Source organism: Flavobacterium artemisiae (genome assembly GCF_042678225.1).
Lineage (GTDB): Bacteria > Bacteroidota > Bacteroidia > Flavobacteriales > Flavobacteriaceae > Flavobacterium > Flavobacterium artemisiae.
In genome coordinates this window covers 797,548-815,428 of record NZ_JBHUDZ010000012.1, presented here as the reverse complement: position 1 = coordinate 815,428, position 17,881 = coordinate 797,548, and the positions used below count along the sequence as shown (strand labels likewise).

The 17,881-nt window shown below is 33.8% G+C and carries 14 protein-coding genes; 1 reads left to right on the top strand and 13 read right to left on the bottom strand.

Going from position 1 to position 17,881, the window contains the following annotated elements; translation table 11 throughout:
* Positions 1-32 precede the first annotated feature (32 nt).
* Positions 33-1,439 carry a DUF4403 family protein gene (locus ACFSC2_RS14145; protein ID WP_379814776.1) on the top strand — a complete coding sequence of 469 codons (1,407 nt, stop codon included), beginning with the start codon at positions 33-35 and terminating at the stop codon, positions 1,437-1,439.
* Positions 1,440-1,458: 19 nt separating this feature from the next.
* Here ACFSC2_RS14145 and ACFSC2_RS14140 read toward each other — a convergent pair whose 3' ends face one another.
* From ACFSC2_RS14140 to sov, 13 genes are all read right to left on the bottom strand, one after another.
* Positions 1,459-1,731: a hypothetical protein gene (locus tag ACFSC2_RS14140; RefSeq protein ID WP_379814777.1), complete on the bottom strand. Its 273-nt coding sequence runs from the start codon at positions 1,729-1,731 to the stop codon at positions 1,459-1,461.
* The gene (locus ACFSC2_RS14135; protein ID WP_379814778.1) at positions 1,721-2,305 is read right to left on the bottom strand and encodes a DUF420 domain-containing protein; all 585 of its coding nucleotides are present in this window, start codon (positions 2,303-2,305) and stop codon (positions 1,721-1,723) included. The genes ACFSC2_RS14140 and ACFSC2_RS14135 overlap by 11 nt, the downstream gene beginning before the upstream one ends.
* A gap of 2 nt (positions 2,306-2,307) precedes the next feature.
* On the bottom strand, positions 2,308-2,994 hold the full coding sequence (locus ACFSC2_RS14130) for an SCO family protein (protein WP_379814779.1): 687 nt from the start codon (positions 2,992-2,994) through the stop codon (positions 2,308-2,310).
* 11 nt (positions 2,995-3,005) lie between these two features.
* Positions 3,006-3,647, bottom strand: coding sequence for a hypothetical protein (locus tag ACFSC2_RS14125; protein WP_379814780.1), 642 nt, complete (start codon positions 3,645-3,647; stop codon positions 3,006-3,008).
* Between the two features lie 78 nt (positions 3,648-3,725).
* A complete protein-coding gene (locus ACFSC2_RS14120) occupies positions 3,726-4,076 on the bottom strand; it encodes a cytochrome C oxidase subunit IV family protein (protein WP_379814781.1) in 351 nt (116 codons plus the stop codon).
* 19 nt (positions 4,077-4,095) lie between these two features.
* Positions 4,096-5,082, bottom strand: coding sequence for a cytochrome c oxidase subunit 3 (locus ACFSC2_RS14115; RefSeq protein WP_379814782.1), 987 nt, complete (start codon positions 5,080-5,082; stop codon positions 4,096-4,098).
* A gap of 42 nt (positions 5,083-5,124) precedes the next feature.
* Complete coding sequence (locus ACFSC2_RS14110; RefSeq protein ID WP_379814783.1) at positions 5,125-5,712, bottom strand: cytochrome c oxidase subunit 3; 588 nt, start codon at positions 5,710-5,712, stop codon at positions 5,125-5,127.
* A 2-nt stretch (positions 5,713-5,714) separates the two neighbouring features.
* The gene (gene cyoE / locus ACFSC2_RS14105; RefSeq protein ID WP_379814784.1) at positions 5,715-6,617 is read right to left on the bottom strand and encodes a heme o synthase; all 903 of its coding nucleotides are present in this window, start codon (positions 6,615-6,617) and stop codon (positions 5,715-5,717) included.
* A gap of 156 nt (positions 6,618-6,773) precedes the next feature.
* Positions 6,774-8,897 carry an energy transducer TonB gene (locus tag ACFSC2_RS14100; RefSeq protein WP_379814785.1) on the bottom strand — a complete coding sequence of 708 codons (2,124 nt, stop codon included), beginning with the start codon at positions 8,895-8,897 and terminating at the stop codon, positions 6,774-6,776.
* Between the two features lie 18 nt (positions 8,898-8,915).
* Positions 8,916-9,659 (bottom strand): deoxyribose-phosphate aldolase, encoded by a 744-nt coding sequence (gene deoC, locus ACFSC2_RS14095; protein ID WP_379814786.1) that lies wholly within the window; start codon positions 9,657-9,659, stop codon positions 8,916-8,918.
* Positions 9,660-9,774: 115 nt separating this feature from the next.
* Positions 9,775-10,158 carry a VanZ family protein gene (locus tag ACFSC2_RS14090; RefSeq protein ID WP_379814787.1) on the bottom strand — a complete coding sequence of 128 codons (384 nt, stop codon included), beginning with the start codon at positions 10,156-10,158 and terminating at the stop codon, positions 9,775-9,777.
* Positions 10,151-10,531 (bottom strand): glycine cleavage system protein GcvH, encoded by a 381-nt coding sequence (gcvH, locus tag ACFSC2_RS14085; protein WP_379699132.1) that lies wholly within the window; start codon positions 10,529-10,531, stop codon positions 10,151-10,153. Before gcvH ends, ACFSC2_RS14090 begins: the two co-directional genes overlap by 8 nt.
* Before the next feature lie 85 nt (positions 10,532-10,616).
* Entirely contained in the window at positions 10,617-17,870 is a 7,254-nt protein-coding gene (gene sov / locus ACFSC2_RS14080) for a T9SS outer membrane translocon Sov/SprA (protein ID WP_379814788.1), read from the bottom strand.
* Positions 17,871-17,881 lie beyond the last annotated feature (11 nt).

Here is a 17,881-nt window from a genome sequence, read left to right as displayed (position 1 = left end):
AATTTTACCGCATCTTAAAAATTTTCTTATTAATGAAACTCTTTTATTCTATTTCATTTTTAACCGTATTTGCGGTTTTATCCAGTTGTTCTTCAACACAAAAAATCGAAACTTTAAAGCCAGAACCAGACGACGCAACACCGCTCGTATATGACAGCAGTCCTTCTTTTATCAATCTTCCGATAACAGTAAAGCTAAGTGATATTGAAAATCAAACGAATGCTTTGTTAAATGGATTAATTTACGAAGACAAAAATATCGAAGATGATGATATTGAAATGAAAATCTGGAAACAAGGTCCAATCAAGATTCAAAATGACCCTGCTAATCCAAATAAAAAAATAAAAACAATACTGCCTTTAAAAGCAAATATTAAATACCGAATCGGTACCAAAAAATTAGGTGTCGAACTTTACGACGTAAGAGAGTTTAATCTGAACGGAACTATTACTTTGTCCAGCGAAACAATACTTTCAAATTGGAAACTAACGACTAAAACCCAATTCAAATCATTGGATTGGAATGAAAGTCCAACAATGACTGTTTTTGGAAAAAACATGCCGATTACCTATTTGATTAATCCTGCAGTTTCTATTTTTAAAAATGAAATAGAAAAGACAATTGACGAAACGATTGAAAAATCTATGGATTTTAAACCAAATGTGATGCAGGCGGTTGAAAAAATATCTACTCCTTTTCAAATGAGTGACACTTATGAAAGCTGGCTTCGTATTGTTCCTATTGAAATTTACTCTACGAATGCCAAACTTAAAAATGATTCATTTCTATTAGATATGGGAATGAAATGTAACATGGAAACTATTGTAGGTAAAAAACCAGAATCAAAATTCAACTCTAATAAAATAGTTTTAAAACCTGTTGCTAAAATTCCGAATCAAATTTCTGCAAATATTGCTGCCATTTCAAGTTATGTTGACGCTTCTAAAATTATGACTCAAAATTTTGCTGGTCAGGAATTTGGATCTGGAAACAAAAAAATAACCGTAAAAAATGTGGCTATCTGGCATAAAGAAGGAAAAATGGTAATTGCGCTGGATGTTTTAGGATATATAAACGGAACGTTATATTTAAACGGATTTCCGAAATATAATCCCCAAACCAAAGAAATATTTTTTGATCAACTAGATTATGTTTTAGATACTAAAAGCAGGTTGATGAGAACAGCCAGCTGGCTTGCGCAAGGATATATTATAAAAAAAATGGAAGAGAGCTGCCGTTATTCTATTCAGCCAAATTTAGAAGAGGGAAAGAAAAGCATGGCGTCTTATCTTAAAAACTATTCGCCAATGCCAGGAGTTTTTGTAAATGGAAAAATGGAGGATATACAGTTTGATAAAATTCAGCTCACGAATCAAGCAATCATCGCTTTCATCAAAATAAACGGAACGGTAAATGTCGCAGTAAACGGACTTAAATAAAAAAATAAAGCAGTGTAAATTACACTGCTTTATTTTTTTTGCTTTTATACATTCTGTAAATAATGTAGCCTATAATAACAACCAATAAATATGGTATTACCATCAGGTAAACAATTCCATCATTTACTGCTTCAGCTTTTTTAGTGTTAGAATCTCCAGACAATGCCGCACGACACATCGCGCATTGAGCATTCGCTGCAATTCCGATAAAGAAAAAACAAATACCAAAAAGAATTGTTCGTAATTTGGAATTTGGACTTTTAAAACTTTCTATTTTTTTATTAGTGTGCATAATAAGGAGAAATCATTAAAAATACTATCACTCCAGTAACAGCTACATACAGCCAAATTGGAAAAGTGATTTTAGCAATCTTTCTGTGTTTATCAAATCGCTGTGCAAGAGCTCTTACATAGGTAAATAAAACAAGCGGGATAATTGCAATTGAAAGTATAATGTGAGTAATTAAAATAACAAAATATATTAAACGTAAAGATCCTACTTTGGCACTTTCTACTGCATCAAGAATACCATCATGATTGGAGTCTCCAAATTTTGTAGAATCTGCAGTCATATGATAGGCAACATACATCACTAAAAAAGCAAGTGAAAGTGCAATTGCAAAAGTCATTAATCGTTCGTGTACTTTTTGGTTTCCCTTTTTTATTGCTATTACAGCCGCAACAAGAACAACAGCAGTTATACCGTTTGTAGTTGCATAAATTGGAGGAAGAATTGATAATGGTTCAACATCAAAACCAAAGTCTTTTAATTTAACTCCGAATAAAATTGCAACCACAACTGGAATTACAATTGAAACCGCAATAATAAGTTTGTTATATTTTTTTTCTAATGAATGATCTTCCATTGTTATTCTTCTAATAAAATTTTAATGTCTTGCTGAATGTCGCGAACTCCTTTTTTATCCAAACCATCATAGTAAATATTTGGATTCCCGAATTCGTCTTTTCTGCAGCGAATGTTTCCGTCTTTATCAATCAAAGCAAATAATCCAGAATGTTCAAATCCGCCGCTTACTTTGTCATTTTCGCCTGCATACAGATTAAATCCTTTATTCGATAAATCCATAATCACGTTTTTATCTCCAGTTAAGAAATTCCAATTTGAAGATTTAACACCCAATAATTTTGCATGATCTTTTAAAACCTGTGGTGTATCGTGTTTTGGATCAATTGTTATCGAAACAATTCCAAAATTAGGATTTCCAAAGAATGTTTTTTCGATTTCGAGCATACTCATATTCATTTTTGGACAGATTGACGGGCAAGTTGTAAAGAAGAATTCTAAAACATATACTTTTCCTTTGTAAGTCTCGTTCGAAACTTTTACGTTATCTTGATTTGTCAATTCAAATTTTGGAGCTGGACCAATTGTCATCAATTTAGCTTCTTTAGAAGTTTTTGCTCCAACATTATCCAAACGATTCCCTTTTACTACGCTGTCATTTTTTATTCTATCTACGATTTTAGGAACCGCATAGATTCCAAAAATCAAAATAACAAAAGAGATTCCGATATATGATTTATTTTTAAACATGATGAGTGGTATTAAAGTTGTTTTGTCGCATTATGATTTTTCTTTAATGCTGCGCGGTATTCGTAAAGAATGATTTTAAAATCATCCAGCATTTCATTACTCAACTCAGACGGATGAAAAGTATCATAACCTTCTTTATAATCTTTTTGATCTTTTCTGCCTCGTAGATTTCTTTCTTTATCTATGATATAAACATTAGACGTTCCAAGGTTTTCATCCAATTTTCCTTTTAAATGTAAACCATCATAAAATTTCTGAATTTCTTCTTTTGAAGCAAAAACAAAATTCCAGTTTTTGACATCGGTAAAAGGAGATAAAGCGTCAACTATTTTTTGAGCTTCTTTTTCTGTACCAACTGGGCACAAAACAACAAACTGCAGGTCTTCAAAACCGTTATATCGTTTGTATATTTTTTCGTTTAGATTAAAGTAGTTACCACGATTGTCCAGAATATTTGAACCGGCAAAACCTAGTACGGTAATCTTTTTATTTAAAGAAATTTTCTTTCCGTTTAGAGATTCCCAATTTCCGAAATCAGCAACTTTTGGTGTTATTACGGGAAGTGTTGTAAAACTATTTACACCAGAAGCAAAAAATAAATACGCTACAATTGGAAGGACAAAAAGTACAAAGAGAACTATATTTTTTTTCATTGTATTAATGGAAGTAATTGAGGTACAAAAATAAAAAAATCCCGATGTTATCGGGACTCTTTTTGAATTAATATCATGTTAAAAATTCCATTTAATAGTAGAATCTTTAAAAACCCCATAAATATAGTGTCCTTCTGTTAACAGAATAAACAATAAATATAATACTAGGAAAATAACAGGAGAAACTACAGACCATCTAAGGCTGCTTTTTTCACCTTCCATGTGCATAAATGCCCATACAATATAATATGCTTTGAAAATTGTTAGGATATAGAAAATCCAGTTTAACAAATTCAAACCGATAAAGTGTGTGAATTCTAATGAGTGAGGTTTGTAGATACCTAAAATAACTTCTACTGTAGTTACTACTGAAAGTAATGCGAAAACAAACCAGATTCTTTTTGTATTTGATACGTGCTCGTGTGACATAATAATTAGATTGTAAAAATTAAACTAGGTAGAATACTGTAAATACAAATACCCAAACTAAATCTACGAAGTGCCAGTATAAACCAACTTTCTCAACCATTTCGTAGCTTCTTCTTTTCTCATAAGTACCTAAAAGTACATTAAAGAAAATGATGATATTGATGATAACTCCAGAGAATACGTGGAATCCGTGGAAACCTGTAATGAAGAAGAAGAAATCAGCAAATAATTTATTTCCGTATTCGTTTCTAATCAAGTTAGCTCCTTCTACAACATATTTAGCAGAAGCTAAATGTTTTTCAGAATCCTCTCTTGTTAAAATAGTTTTTTTCTTGTTTGCATCAAGTTTTTCAGTTCTGATTAAAACCTCAGGATGTGCTTTAAAACCAGCTTGAATTTCAGCAACAGTGTAAGTTGGCTGTGATTGAGCATCTTCCATGAACCAAGTTGAGTGGCTTCTTGTTAAAGCTTCTCTTTGCTCTGGCAATTTAACAGCAAAATCAGCAAGAGCTACTCTTTTACCATCTTTATCCACAAATTGAAGTAAACTTCCTCCAACTGTTTCAACTGCACCATATTCTCCTTTAATGAAGTTTTTCCACTCCCAAGCTTGAGAACCAACGAAAATGAAACCTCCAATAATAGTTAAGAACATATAAATAGCAACTTTTGTCTTTTTCAATTGATGACCTGCATCAACAGCTAATACCATTGTTACAGATGAGAAAATCAAAATAAAAGTCATTAATGCTACATAATACATAGGAGCCGCAACACCATGCATAAATGGGAAGTGAGTAAACACTTCGTCGGCCAATGGCCAAGTTTCGATAAATTTAAATCTAGAAAAACCATAAGCTCCTAGAAATCCAGAGAATGTTAAGGCATCTGATACGATAAAAAACCACATCATCATTTTACCATAACTTGATCCTAGTGGCTGAATCTCATGACCGCCTCCCCAAGTTTTTTCGTCGTTGTTTGCAGTAGTAACTGTCGCTCCCATAAAAGATATTCGTTAAAAAGTTCCCAAATTTACGTTTTTTTCTTATTTAAAGAAAAATAAAAATAAAAATAAATACACCCACAATAAATCCAAAAAGTGCCAATACATCGCACCTAGCTCTATCCCAAGAGTTTGAGTCGAATTGTATTTTTGTTTAAAATGATTATAAATTATAATTAAAAGTGAAATTATCCCACCTGCAAGGTGCAATAAGTGTGTAACCGTTACTACATATAGAAAAGTTGTAGTAATTGAACTACCTTCTCCTGTAAAATAATAGCCTTGAGCAACAATCTGCCCAAATCCTTTGAATTGTAGAAAAACGAACAAAACTCCAAGCGCCAAAGTTCCTAAAAGCAAACCTGTAACGGCACTTCTGTTGTCTTTCTGCATTGCCTTTTTCGCCAAGTAAAAAGTAACACTGCATCCAATAATAACTGCGGTACTCCAATAAAATGCTGAAGGAAGTTCAAAATTCTTCAACCAGTCAGCTCTTGATTTACTTACTACAAACGCACTCGTTAATCCAGCGAACATCATGGTCATACTTACCATTGCAAAAAGCAGAATCAGTTTTGCTGATTTTGACTTTCTAACTTGTTCTTCATTTGTTTTCAATGTCATTTCCATAACTATCTTAAAAATTTATCTACAATAAATACAATCTGTAAAAGGGAGATATAAGATACACTAACCAACATTAATGTTCTCGCTGCTTTTGCAGTTCTTATTTGATACAATTTAACCGCATAAAAAAGCATCCAAATCCCTAAAAAGAAAACTAAAACTGCTGCAATTGGAGAAATAAACAATTGTCCAGTAAAACCTAGCACAGGCAGTAAAGACGCTATTATTAACCAAATTGTATATAATATAATCTGCAATGCAGTTCCGTTGTCTTTTTTTCCTGTTGGCAGCATAAAGATTCCTGCTTTTTCATAGTCTTCATACAAAAACCAACCGATAGACCAGAAATGAGGAAACTGCCAGAAAAACTGAATCAAAAATAAAGTTCCGGCTTCGATACCAAATTCTCCTGTTGCCGCAACCCATCCTAACATAAACGGAATAGCGCCAGGAAATGCCCCAACAAAAACCGATAATGAAGTTACTGTTTTTAAAGGCGTATAAACACTTGTATATAAAAATATCGAAATTGCTGCAAACATTGCCGACTTAGCATTTATCGTATAAAGCAATGCAATACCAATAATAGTAAGAAGGCTTGCCACAACCAAAGCTGTTTTTGGAGACATACGCCCTGAAGGAACTGGACGATTTTTGGTACGATCCATTAAAGAATCGATATCTTTCTCGATTACCTGATTGTAGGCATTTGATGCCCCAACCATACAATAGCCTCCTATTGACAAAATTACCAAAACACTCCATTTAAATGGATGTTCAGAATCCACTCCCAATAAATATCCAGCTATAGAAGAAAACAAAACACTGATCGCTAGACCAGCTTTAGTAATCTCTTTAAAATCTAAAAATATTGATTTGAGTGATAATGTATTTCTTGAAGCGTTCAATACCGTTATTATTTGTGTATTTTTTTGAGTGCTGCAAATGTACAAATTAGATTGTAGAATTTAGAGCATTAAAAATAGATTTTTTTCAATAAAACCTCCGCAAAATAAGAACTTACAATTCTTTAACAGTATTATTTCGAAAAATCTTATTAAATCCTAGTAATCAAAATACCAATTAAAAATATCCGAACGAAGTCCGATACTAAACCAGCTTGTATTTTGCTTAAATGTTGTCGCTGTTTCTTGCGTTGGATCAAAATTTCTATAAATAAAACTTCCGAATAATTTCAAGTTTGTCATTGGATTAATCAAATAACCTCCTTGAACATCAGCAATGAAAACACTTGTTTTATTTCCCTGACCAATTTTTACACCTGTATCATACGGGCGTTTTTCATCATAACTCTTATAAATATTTCCTCCATAATTAAAAGAATCCTGTGCCGTATCAAAATCTAAACCTCTTGTTCCTACTGTAAATTTTGCATCTGCAAATAAACGTCCTTTATGGTAACGGCCAATTAGGATTAACTCTTTAAAGTTACCTCCCCACTGGTGTCCAACACTTTGATTATTATGTCCGTAATTCGTAATAACAGCACTATGCGAATACACGTAAGGACGAACACGGTTCATTTCAACCTGAATTAATAAATCTTTTACATTAAATGCATTGAAATATTTTGCTCCTAACTGAAAACCAAATTTATTTTTCCAGCTTTGGTTTCCTGCTCCAACATCAGAAACAGAAAACTCATCAATCAAGAATTGCGTATACAAGTTGATACTGTTATTCCATTTATATTTACCAGTAAGCCCTAAAAGTGCATTTCCGCTTTTAGAAGAAGAACCAAATTCTACTGCACGATAAAAAATAATTGGGTTTACAAAGTTGATATCAAATCCTCTATTATTAGAATTTGTCCAAACTACAGACTCAAAAAATCCTAAGTTTAATCTATTCGAAACATTCCAGCTTAAATAATGGTTGGCCATAAATTTGGTCGCATATGTTCTTTCTTCTGTAACATCTGGACGAACATCTTTTAGCCACATATACGTATTAGTATATTTTATCTTCCAAAATTTAGTGTTGATTTTGAAATATGGATATGGACTTGCTCCGTCACCTTCTAATAAAGAACGATAACCATCTCCAATAAAATTTCTTCCATAACCTAACTGCAAGTCAAAAATCTTGCTTGGCGCAAAAGTAATATTAGCATCTGCTAAAGGAAAATCGTAAGCATCGGTTTTAAATCTTTTTGCAATTCCGATTCCTGGAACAATCGCCGGATTTCCTCCTGATGGCTTCAAAGATTCTGCATAATCATTAAAATAACCTGCAAATCTTCCTTGACTTTCAAAAAATGTAGTTGTAAAGTTGATTTGTTTTCCTAAACCTCCTCTAAAATTCAATGCTCTTGTATTCACATAAGTATAAGAAGCATCAAGATCTGAAGCTTTACCCATTTGCAGATCTACTATCGGGTTTAACGAAAACCAATAATCTTCTCCCTGAATCTGCACCATATTCTCGTTCCACCATTTTCTTCCGAGCCAGCTTGAAACATTTTTCTGCAAAGACTGATTTACCGCTTTTAGATTGTAATATTTTGAAACCTCTTCATAAGTATAAGGTTTAGAAGCCGTATGATTATTGCTTCCGACTTGATTCATCGCGCCGTCAAACTGTGCGTAGTAACTGTGAGAAAAAGGAATATTTAAATGACTTTCGAATTCTGGATTATTGTATTTTTTGTACACAATACTATCCAATTCTGTCATTGGTTTTTCAGTTGGTTTTAAAATTTCAGATGCCGCCAAAGCTTCTGCTGCTAATTGTTCTGAACTTTTTAAAGGTAGATCTATAGCGATAGTATATTTAGAATACGTTGGTTTTCCGTTAAAAGTTGACGGTTTGATTTTTGGAAATTTCCCAAATACTCGTTTTGCTTCTTCAGACAATTCGTCGTTTGATGCCGAAACGTAAATTATTTTAAATTCTCCATCTACATTTACTTCAAAAAGCACTTTTACAACACCTTTGTAATTGTTTTGCTTTAAATTTTCCGGCACTTGAAAATTATTAAAAACAAAATCCTGAACTTCTTTATAAAAACAACTTTCAAGTTTTTTACCTTCTAAATTTTCGCAATTAGGAAAAACAGGAAACATCTCTGAAGCAAAACCTGGCTGTACTGATGAATTTCCATATTGCTGCGAAAAAACAGTTAAGAACGAAAAAATAAAAACAAGGGATAAAAAAAACTTATTCACTTAGATTTGGGTATTTATTTAATATTGATTTGGGGAATTTTCTCCGTTTGCAATTGCTTTTGCGGCCGAAGTTCCGATGCGTTTAACTCCTAAACGAATCATTTCGAGCGCATCTTCAAAAGAGCGGACACCTCCAGCTGCTTTTACAGAAAGCGGAGAGGCATTTTCTAACATTATTATAATAGTTGGAATTGTAGCGCCATTTGGAAGATTGTTTTCTGTTTTATAAAAACCTGTTGAAGATTTTACAAAAACTGAAGCAAAGTCATCTTCTTTAAAATTAGAGATTATAACATTTTTGATTAAGACACAAAGTTGTATAATTTCTTTATCAGTCAATGCGGCTACTTCTATAATCCATTTTACAGTTTTGTTATTGGCAAGACCTATTTGGGTTCCGATTAAGATTTCTTGTTTAACTAAATCTATTTCGCCATTTTTAAAGGCTTCATAATTACAAACAAAGTCAAGATCGTCGGCTCCGTTTTCAATAGCATCGTTTGCTTCTTTCAATTTGGTTTCTAGAGAAGATTTCCCTTCTGGAAAATCAATTACAGTTCCTACCAGTAAAACTGAATTTGCCTCGACAATCATTTTTTTTGCCATTGAAACGTACTCGGGACGAATCATGATCAGCTTAAAACCTTCTTGAATGGCTTCGCTAATTGCATTTTGAACCACAACAGTATTTTCTGCTTCGCTAAGTCCAGCTTGCGAGGCAGTTTTTAAATAAGTTGAATCCAAATATTGCTTTATGTTCATCGCGATTGAAGTTGCAGAAAACCAGCACAAAAGTACATTTTATATTGAAAAAAACAGCTTTTTCTAAAGTTTGATTTTCCTGTAATAAAAAACCCACCTAAGTGGGTTTAAAATATTATATTTTATCGATTTGCTTTTTAAAACCTATGGCCGAAAAGACTGCCACAACTGCACCTAATGCATTTGCCAAAATATCCGTTACATCTGCCGCTCTTGTGGTCGTAAAAATGCTTTGCAGTATTTCTATCGTAATTCCGAAAAAGACAGAAAATATAAACGAGATCAAATAGGCTTTAAAATCATCTGCTTCTTTTCCTTTTAATTCTTTTTTGAAGAATAAAATCCACGAAACCGTAAATCCGAAATGAAAACAGAAATGAACAATTTTATCTATACTCGGAAAATTAATTACTGGGATATTACTTGAATCTGTAAGACAGAAATAAGTAATAATTCCGGAGCAGATAATTGCCCAAATAAGCAGTAATTGTTTAGGCACCGATTAATTCTTTATACGCTTGGTCAGACAATAAAGTGTCAATTTCTGAAGCATCAGCAATTTTAATTTTAATCATCCATCCATCTCCGTAAGGATCAGAATTTACTGTTTCTGGAGCACTTTCTAAATCTTCATTAAAAGCAATGATTTCACCTGTTAATGGTAAAAATAAATCAGAAACTGTTTTTACAGCCTCAACAGTTCCAAAAACCTCATCTTTTGAAAGTGTTTGATCTAAAGTTTCTACCTCAACATACACGATATCTCCTAACTCTTTTTGTGCAAAATGAGTAATTCCTACAGTCGCAACATCTCCTTCGATGCTAACCCATTCGTGATCTTTTGTGTACTTTAAATTTGCTGGTATGCTCATAATAGTATGTTTGAAAATTGATTATTTAAAATTATAGCCACAAATGTAATAATCTTCTAATGAAATCTTGTTTAGAATTCTAAATTTAATTTCCGAAATTATAACGAAGTGTAAAGCCTGATCTAATATTTGTTAATGGGAATGATGTCGAAATAACTGCTTTAGAGAACGAATGATCATAGTAAAATATTGCAGTCAGGTTTTTACTGAAAGCATAATCTGCCGTTAATTTTAAAGTCCAGATATTCTGACCCGCTGCCAGCTGGTTATTATCGTAATCTAAATATCTTACCAAAGTTTCGTTATTTCTAAAAGAAAAATCAGCTTTAATATTAATATCACTTTTTATAATTCCTGTCGGACTATCTGCCAGTCTAGAAGAGAAAATTACATCTTTAAATCTATAACCTAAACCAACTACATATTCTACCCCTTTTACTTCGGTAAGCAGATTGTTATCAAAACTCATCGAAAGCGCGCGGTCTTTTTTGATTTCTGTCAACAATCGCAGCGAACTCTTAAACTCAAAATCAACTCTAATAAGCGGACTAAACTGCTCTACTAAATTGACATTCGACATAACCGTTTTATTATAGAAATTGTTATTAACGTCCTGCCCGTTTGGATTTTCTGTATAATCAAAATTAGATCTAAATTGGTTAATCGTGTACGACGCTTTGTAATTATGCTGTAAAGAAAAACGTTTAAATTTGTCTTTAAAGAATTTATAGCGCATCAATCCGTTATACTTAATACTCCAGTTTGGAATCGGAAAACTTCTAAAAATACTTGTTGAAGCACCTGAGGCATCCTTCCCTGTGTAAGCCGCTAAGAACGATGGTAGCAGTACTGCTTGATTGCTTTTCGTATAACCTATCGGATAACCATCGTTTGATTGGATTAACTTTCTTTGCGTATTATTTGGATTTGCAAGATCTTCAATAGGTGCAGTAGTGTCTTCATTTGGAAGCGCTGCCGCATCGTATCTAGGAATCGGCCCTCCTCCATAACGTTCCTCTGCCAAACGATTTGCTATTACCAAACGATTACTTCTAAAATCATCAAAAGCAGCAGATTCTGTCGCGTTACTTGTAGAAAAAGAAGTTTTGATCAATACAGTCGAAATCGAAAACATTCCGTAAGTATAAGGAGACAATTGCTTATAATGCAAACTGCCAATAGAATCTCTAACCGTATATTGTTCCGAAGAATTTTCAGAGTAAGAACGATCCATTGCCAAATCAATTTTCAAATCTGGAAACAAATCAACGTTAGCTGTTACTTTTAAAATTTTATTAGATACTTGTGTATAATTCTGGTTGAATTCCTGATAATTGGTTAACCATCCATTTTTAGCCGCTTCATAACGAATATCGTCCTGACTACCAAAAACGAATCCCAAAGAAGGTTTTGACGACCCGAAGAAACCAACTCCTGGCAAATAACCCGGTAAAACTGTTCCGCTGTTTTTAGTATAGTTAACCTGTATGTTTTTAACACTCGTTAAAACACCAATTAAACCATCATAAAACGGACTACTGCTTACGGTTGGTTTTGCCGTATTTACAATTTTCTCCCCTGGTTTTGGCGGTCCAGCTGGTTTCGCTTTAGCTGTTTTTTTAGCTCCTGGCACCAATCCTAAATACTTATACAATGTATTCATATTCAAAGTAGAAGTAAATGTATTCGAGTTAGCATTTTGAACTGTGTTACCTAAGTTCCAAGTTACTCCATCTACATCAACAAACTCAGACAATGCTGTTGATGAACGCTGCCAATTGTAATCTGCCGTATACGAATAACTTGCTTTTATAAAGCCTAAAACCGGAATTTTATAAAGCGGAATTTCATAGTTTAAAACCAATTGCTGCAAATGCTGATTTGGTGTACCAATATTCAAATAATCATCCCAGATATTAAAATCTTCTTTTGGCGTATTATCATCATTCATGAAATTTCTCACGATATTATTTGATGCTGCGCTGTAGTTTAATTTTAATGATTTTGTCAGATTAAATCCGAAACCATATTGGTAATTAAACGCAAAGTTTCTACGATAGAGAGGATCAATTTCTATTCCCGGTACATTATCAACTTGTCTATACTGCTGACGATTGCTTTGTCTAATAATATTTGAATTAAATGAAATATTAGAAGGAAGATAATTAAAATTAATATCGCTCAGAATTTTCCAATACTCACTTGTTTTCATGAATTTGGTTTTCTTAAACGGAACTACCTCTTTTGGCTGAAATGTATAAGCATAGTTTACAGAAGTATTCGATTGCTCGTCTTCGTAATCTTCAACTTCATAATCATGGCGTTCGACTTGGTTATAAGATTGAGAAAAAGTAAAATTCTCAACATCATAAACATGAGGTTTCTGTTCTGGCGCTCTATCTTTTCTAACCCCGATAAAGTTGATACTTTTACGTTTTGTATAATCTACCGCACGAGTTCTGATATTTTCTCTTTCATTAGCATCTGTCGTTTCTCTCAACAATTGATCTAATTTAATATCTTGATTAAACGGATCGTATTCTGGTGTGATTACTTCTTCTCCAATCGCATAATTAAATGGCAGATTGATACCCCATTTCTGCGGAAGCAATTTTCCTAAATTCAAGTTTGTCACAATGTTATATTGCTGAATATCTTCACGATCTCTTTCGTTGGCACCTTGCTCTAGAGATCCGAAACCAATCGTACTCTTTTTCCCTGATGCAGAAAGTGTCGCAAAATCGGCCATATTGGTATCAACATTTAACAATGCAGCCATACCGCCTTTATTTTCCAGATCAGACATACGAAGCTCATTAAACCAAACTTCCCCGACTAGACCTTTATGCAATGTCGTGCTTTTTACACCCACCATTAAGTTTCGAACCAATCCAAAATTTGGATTACCTTTTATACCTAATCGGAGTCTTTCACTTCCGTCACCCCCTTCTGCTTCAGGATCAAGATCGGGATAGTAAATTCCGTTAATATCACGTTTATCCGATGTAGGATCTATTGGCATCGCTTTAATTTTCATCTTGGTCAATAACTCCAGAGCAACCTCTATATTGTTATCTTCCATCCAAACCTGATCTGGACTAATAGTACAGGATCCTCCTGTTGGAGTTACTTTTAATGGTATCTCAATTTGATAAAAGTTCTGCGTAAAATCGTTACCAAAACGAATAAAACCAATCATTTCATCATCTGCAAGAGCAACTTCTCTTGGAAGTGATTCTGCGTGAAGGAACATTTTTAATTTTTTGTACTGACGCATGTCAACACTTACACTTTTAAAAACGGCTCTCGAATCTTGGTACTCCAAACCATTACCGCCAATTCTTAACGCTAATGATTGTTCATTTTGATTGATGATTGTGTTATTATTGTAAAGCTGCTCTCTTTGAACTCCTGGAGGAATTACATAGTTAACCGGACATTTAGTTCCATTTTCTTGAATATTAACTGCTGCAACATCAAATTCAGTTCCGTCATCATCAGGATTTACATCATTTGCATCAAGAGTTCCTGTATACTTTCTCCATTCTCCTCTTACTAAATCTAAAGCCCCAAAACGAACAGTCATTTGATCATTAAAACCAGTCATAAACATACGCATGAAACGAATCGATTTAAAATCGGTAATGTTTCCAATTGTATTTTTTGGCTGCGAAACTGGAATTTTAAACTGAATCCATCTTGCGCGTGTTGTAGTTCCGTTTGGCAATTCTACATTTCCAACATCTTCTGGCTCACGAATATCTGTAATATAGTTTTCTCCAACCTGCATTCCCGGCCTTAAATCAATACTATATTCATAATAAGCATTAATCGTACTCATAGTATTGTCACGATTAATATCTTCAACATCTGGAAGTGTCGTTGAACCACGATTTGGATCATCAACGCTTACCGCTGAGTTTCCTTCTGTTCCGTTATATTTTTTGTAACGATTCAAAACACTGCCATCAGTATTCAAATAATAGGTATAATTATCTGCTGCAGGATCTGCTTCACCAGCATAATTATTATAAACTACAGCTTCTTTAGAATCTGGTAAACCATCTAAACCGACGTCTTGGTTTTTACGATTTTCAGGATTTGTATCAAAGGCATAAATTAAAGATTGCGACGCAGGAACGTCTCCCCAAAGTGGCTGTGGATTAACCATAACCTGATCTGGACCTAATCCATTTTCATATTGTTTTCTACCGTCTTTTAAAACATCCTCAGAAACTTCACCTAAATTGAAATAAATTTTTCCACTATTACTTGCTGCTGCTTCTCCATTTCCAACATACGGATCTAATACCCAAAACTGAATATATTCGACATTTCCTTGTTCAAAATTTGTCGAGTTTAAAGCACGCATAATTCCTCCAAAATTTGTTGCCGGATTACTTGAAGCAAAACTTGGATTATTATTGTATGGCCCTCTATCTGATGGAAAATAGGTCAAATCTAATGTATTAATCACCTGAAGCTGCCCTTGTGCAATATCCGTATTTGGATACAACTCTCTACTGTAAATTCTTCTCGTAGTATTCAAGGACAAATCGTCGTTTGTAATACCAGATGGTTTTGAGGTATAGAAAATAGGATCAATCGTATACCAAGCCAATTTTGCACGTTTAAAACCGTATTCTAAAGTACTTGAACCAGCATTAAATGTATTGTCGTTTGCCGAATTTATAAACGGTGTTGAAGACAAACTCCAAGCATACGCCGATCTCATATCGATTGTGGTCTGGGTACCTTCGAAGTCATCAATGTAAATAGTTGCTTCACCTTCAAAATCACTTGCCTTTGGTGCATCTGGTTTTAAAAATGCTACCTCTCCTCTTATCGAAAGATTTGAAGGAACATCTGTATCTATATTTGGAAGTTTATTTGCTAATCTTGTTAAAAACGGAACTTCTGTTGAATAATTTCCGTTGAAACCAAATATGGTATTATTAACAGATTCTTGTCCGTAACTCGATTTTTGAGTAAAAGGACGTTCTGTCATTTTTAAATACGTTCCGCCCACAACAAACTTGTCCGAAAATTTATGTTCTATATTAAAGCCCATAAATCTTCTGGTCTGTTGTCCGAAGATAGAATTGTTTTCTAATGATACTTCGATTGGTGTGTTTGACGCTTGAAGTGACGGATCTAAAATCTGTACTCTTCCTAATTGGTAATCGACACTATAATCTATTCCTTCTACCAATCTTCTTCCGGCCGCCATTACAACCACTGATCCTTGCGGTACATTAAATGCTCCGATCGGAATTCCGTTGGAGCCCGACGATTTGTATTTTCCTCTCAGCAAGAACTTATTTTTATCACTGTCTTGTAATGATACTGCCTGTGTATTTCGATACATGGTACGGAATACATATTTTCTCTGATTGGCATTATAAGTTGTTGGATCATTATAATTTTCTCCTGGGCTTGCTTTTAATTTTTCAAAAAGACGTTCTCCAAAAGGTTCTTTTCTGGTAAAAATAATTCGGGCATTTTGAACGTCTACCGTAATCCCTGGAACGTAATCAAAGAATCCGTCTCCTCCTGTTTGAGGATCGTTATTATAATTCAATCTATCAATATCAAATACATTCAATAAAGGTGTATCTGTCACTTTCATATCGGGAGCTGGGTTTGGCGGGAATGTAGACCCTTGAACCGGCGTGATATAATTTATTGGTGATGGATCTGTGTAAAGAATATTTAATCTAAAATCTTCTTGCTTGATTTGATAAGCCTGCGGAATTTGATAAACGTTTTTCATCATCAGATTCCAAACCGGATTCTGTACGTTTGTTAAACTGCTTTTAAGCATTTTTAAAATCAAACTTTGAGTAATAATCGCCTGATTAGCGTTGTTGTTTCCTGTTACTACAGTAGCGTCAACACCATCACTTCCGAATTCTCCAACTTGATAAACTTGTCCACCCTCTGTATATTCATAAGCCACAGCCAGAATCTCGTCATTTGCCAGACGCTGCTGTAAAGAGATATATCCTAATTGTGGATTGTAAGTAAATTCAGTTGATGTTAACTTTCTAGCATTTTCAAGAACAGAATAATCGGTTGCTTCACTTACGTTGGCATTATTAAATCCAGATTTTACAGTAACAATCTCTCTAATATTAGAATTTAAAAAAGAACCGGCCTGCCCAATTTCTTTAGGATTGTATTTATTATTCTTATTGTCTGTTGGAGAATCTATAGCCTGACCATTAAAAAATCCCGCTGTTGAACTGATTACTACCACTTCATTATCTGGAACTCTGGTAAGCTGCCCTTCACCTAAATCCTGAAGTGCAATAATATTTCTTAAGTTATTATTGTTAGTTGTAACTCTATTTTGTTTGTTGGTTACCCAAACTTCTATCCTTGTAATTTGAGCGCGGCTTTGAATTACAGGGTAACTAGCTAAAGAAGCATCATATTTATCTCTAAAATATTGAGACAAGAAGAAATGTCGGTCATTATCGTAATCTAATGCAAATAAATCGAAGTTCTGCACTGTGCCTCCACCTTCTGCGACTATACTTTTGGTTTGAGACTTTTGTTCTGAGAAAACTCCCGTAACTGTTGTTCGGCCAAATTGCAGTTGTGTTTTAACACCAAATAAACTTTGCGCACCTCTTATCAAAGTACTATTTAAAGGCATGCTGACATTACCGACTTCTACTTTCTGAATAATATCATCTTCAGTAGGAGTGTACGCTAATTTAAAAAGGTTTTGAAAAGCAAAAGTTGATTGTGTGTCATAATTGGCATTTACTTCTAAACGGGTTCCAATTTTACCCATCAAACTCATACTGATTCTCTGATCGAAGTCAAAAGTAAGACTCGATCTATTTCTTGGAGAAAAAGCAGGATTATCTTGTTTGGTGTAACGCAAACCTAAGTCCATTTCTACGGAACCTGTTGGTTTTACGTCGATTGTATTACTTCCAAAGATGCTTTCGAAAAGACTGGAATTGATATAATATCGAGGAAGAAGATCTTTCTTCGCCGCTTCTGCGCCTTGCTTTTTACCATCTATGGCATCAGATTTTTTTCTGAAATAATCTCTTCTGGATTCTTTCAAAAGTAAATCTTCGTATTCTTGCGGTGTTAAAATTAAAGGATAATTGATAGAAAATCCATCTACAGAGCTAGAATAAATATAGCGATCTGTAATAGGGTCATATCTGTAAGCAGACAAAATACTTGGAGGATCATCGATCTCAATTTTACCTTTAGAAAATTGAGTTTTCGTTGTATCTTGAGTCGCGGGATTTACCTGCGAACGCAAAACATTACCGCAGAGTAAGACCAGCAACAAAATACAAATTTTACGCATAGAATTCTTTT

What these genes read in the sequence shown, in the direction of transcription:
- ACFSC2_RS14140 (WP_379814777.1), bottom strand. Translation starts at nt 1,731, where the DNA reads ATGCACACTAATAAAAAAATAGAAAGTTTTAAAAGTCCAAATTCCAAA.
- ACFSC2_RS14120 (WP_379814781.1), bottom strand. Translation starts at nt 4,076, where the DNA reads ATGTCACACGAGCACGTATCAAATACAAAAAGAATCTGGTTTGTTTTC.
- deoC (WP_379814786.1), bottom strand. Translation starts at nt 9,659, where the DNA reads ATGAACATAAAGCAATATTTGGATTCAACTTATTTAAAAACTGCCTCG.
- ACFSC2_RS14110 (WP_379814783.1), bottom strand. Translation starts at nt 5,712, where the DNA reads ATGGAAATGACATTGAAAACAAATGAAGAACAAGTTAGAAAGTCAAAA.
- ACFSC2_RS14125 (WP_379814780.1), bottom strand. Translation starts at nt 3,647, where the DNA reads ATGAAAAAAAATATAGTTCTCTTTGTACTTTTTGTCCTTCCAATTGTA.
- ACFSC2_RS14135 (WP_379814778.1), bottom strand. Translation starts at nt 2,305, where the DNA reads ATGGAAGATCATTCATTAGAAAAAAAATATAACAAACTTATTATTGCG.
- ACFSC2_RS14130 (WP_379814779.1), bottom strand. Translation starts at nt 2,994, where the DNA reads ATGTTTAAAAATAAATCATATATCGGAATCTCTTTTGTTATTTTGATT.
- ACFSC2_RS14145 (WP_379814776.1), top strand. Translation starts at nt 33, where the DNA reads ATGAAACTCTTTTATTCTATTTCATTTTTAACCGTATTTGCGGTTTTA.
- sov (WP_379814788.1), bottom strand. Translation starts at nt 17,870, where the DNA reads ATGCGTAAAATTTGTATTTTGTTGCTGGTCTTACTCTGCGGTAATGTT.
- gcvH (WP_379699132.1), bottom strand. Translation starts at nt 10,531, where the DNA reads ATGAGCATACCAGCAAATTTAAAGTACACAAAAGATCACGAATGGGTT.
- ACFSC2_RS14115 (WP_379814782.1), bottom strand. Translation starts at nt 5,082, where the DNA reads ATGGGAGCGACAGTTACTACTGCAAACAACGACGAAAAAACTTGGGGA.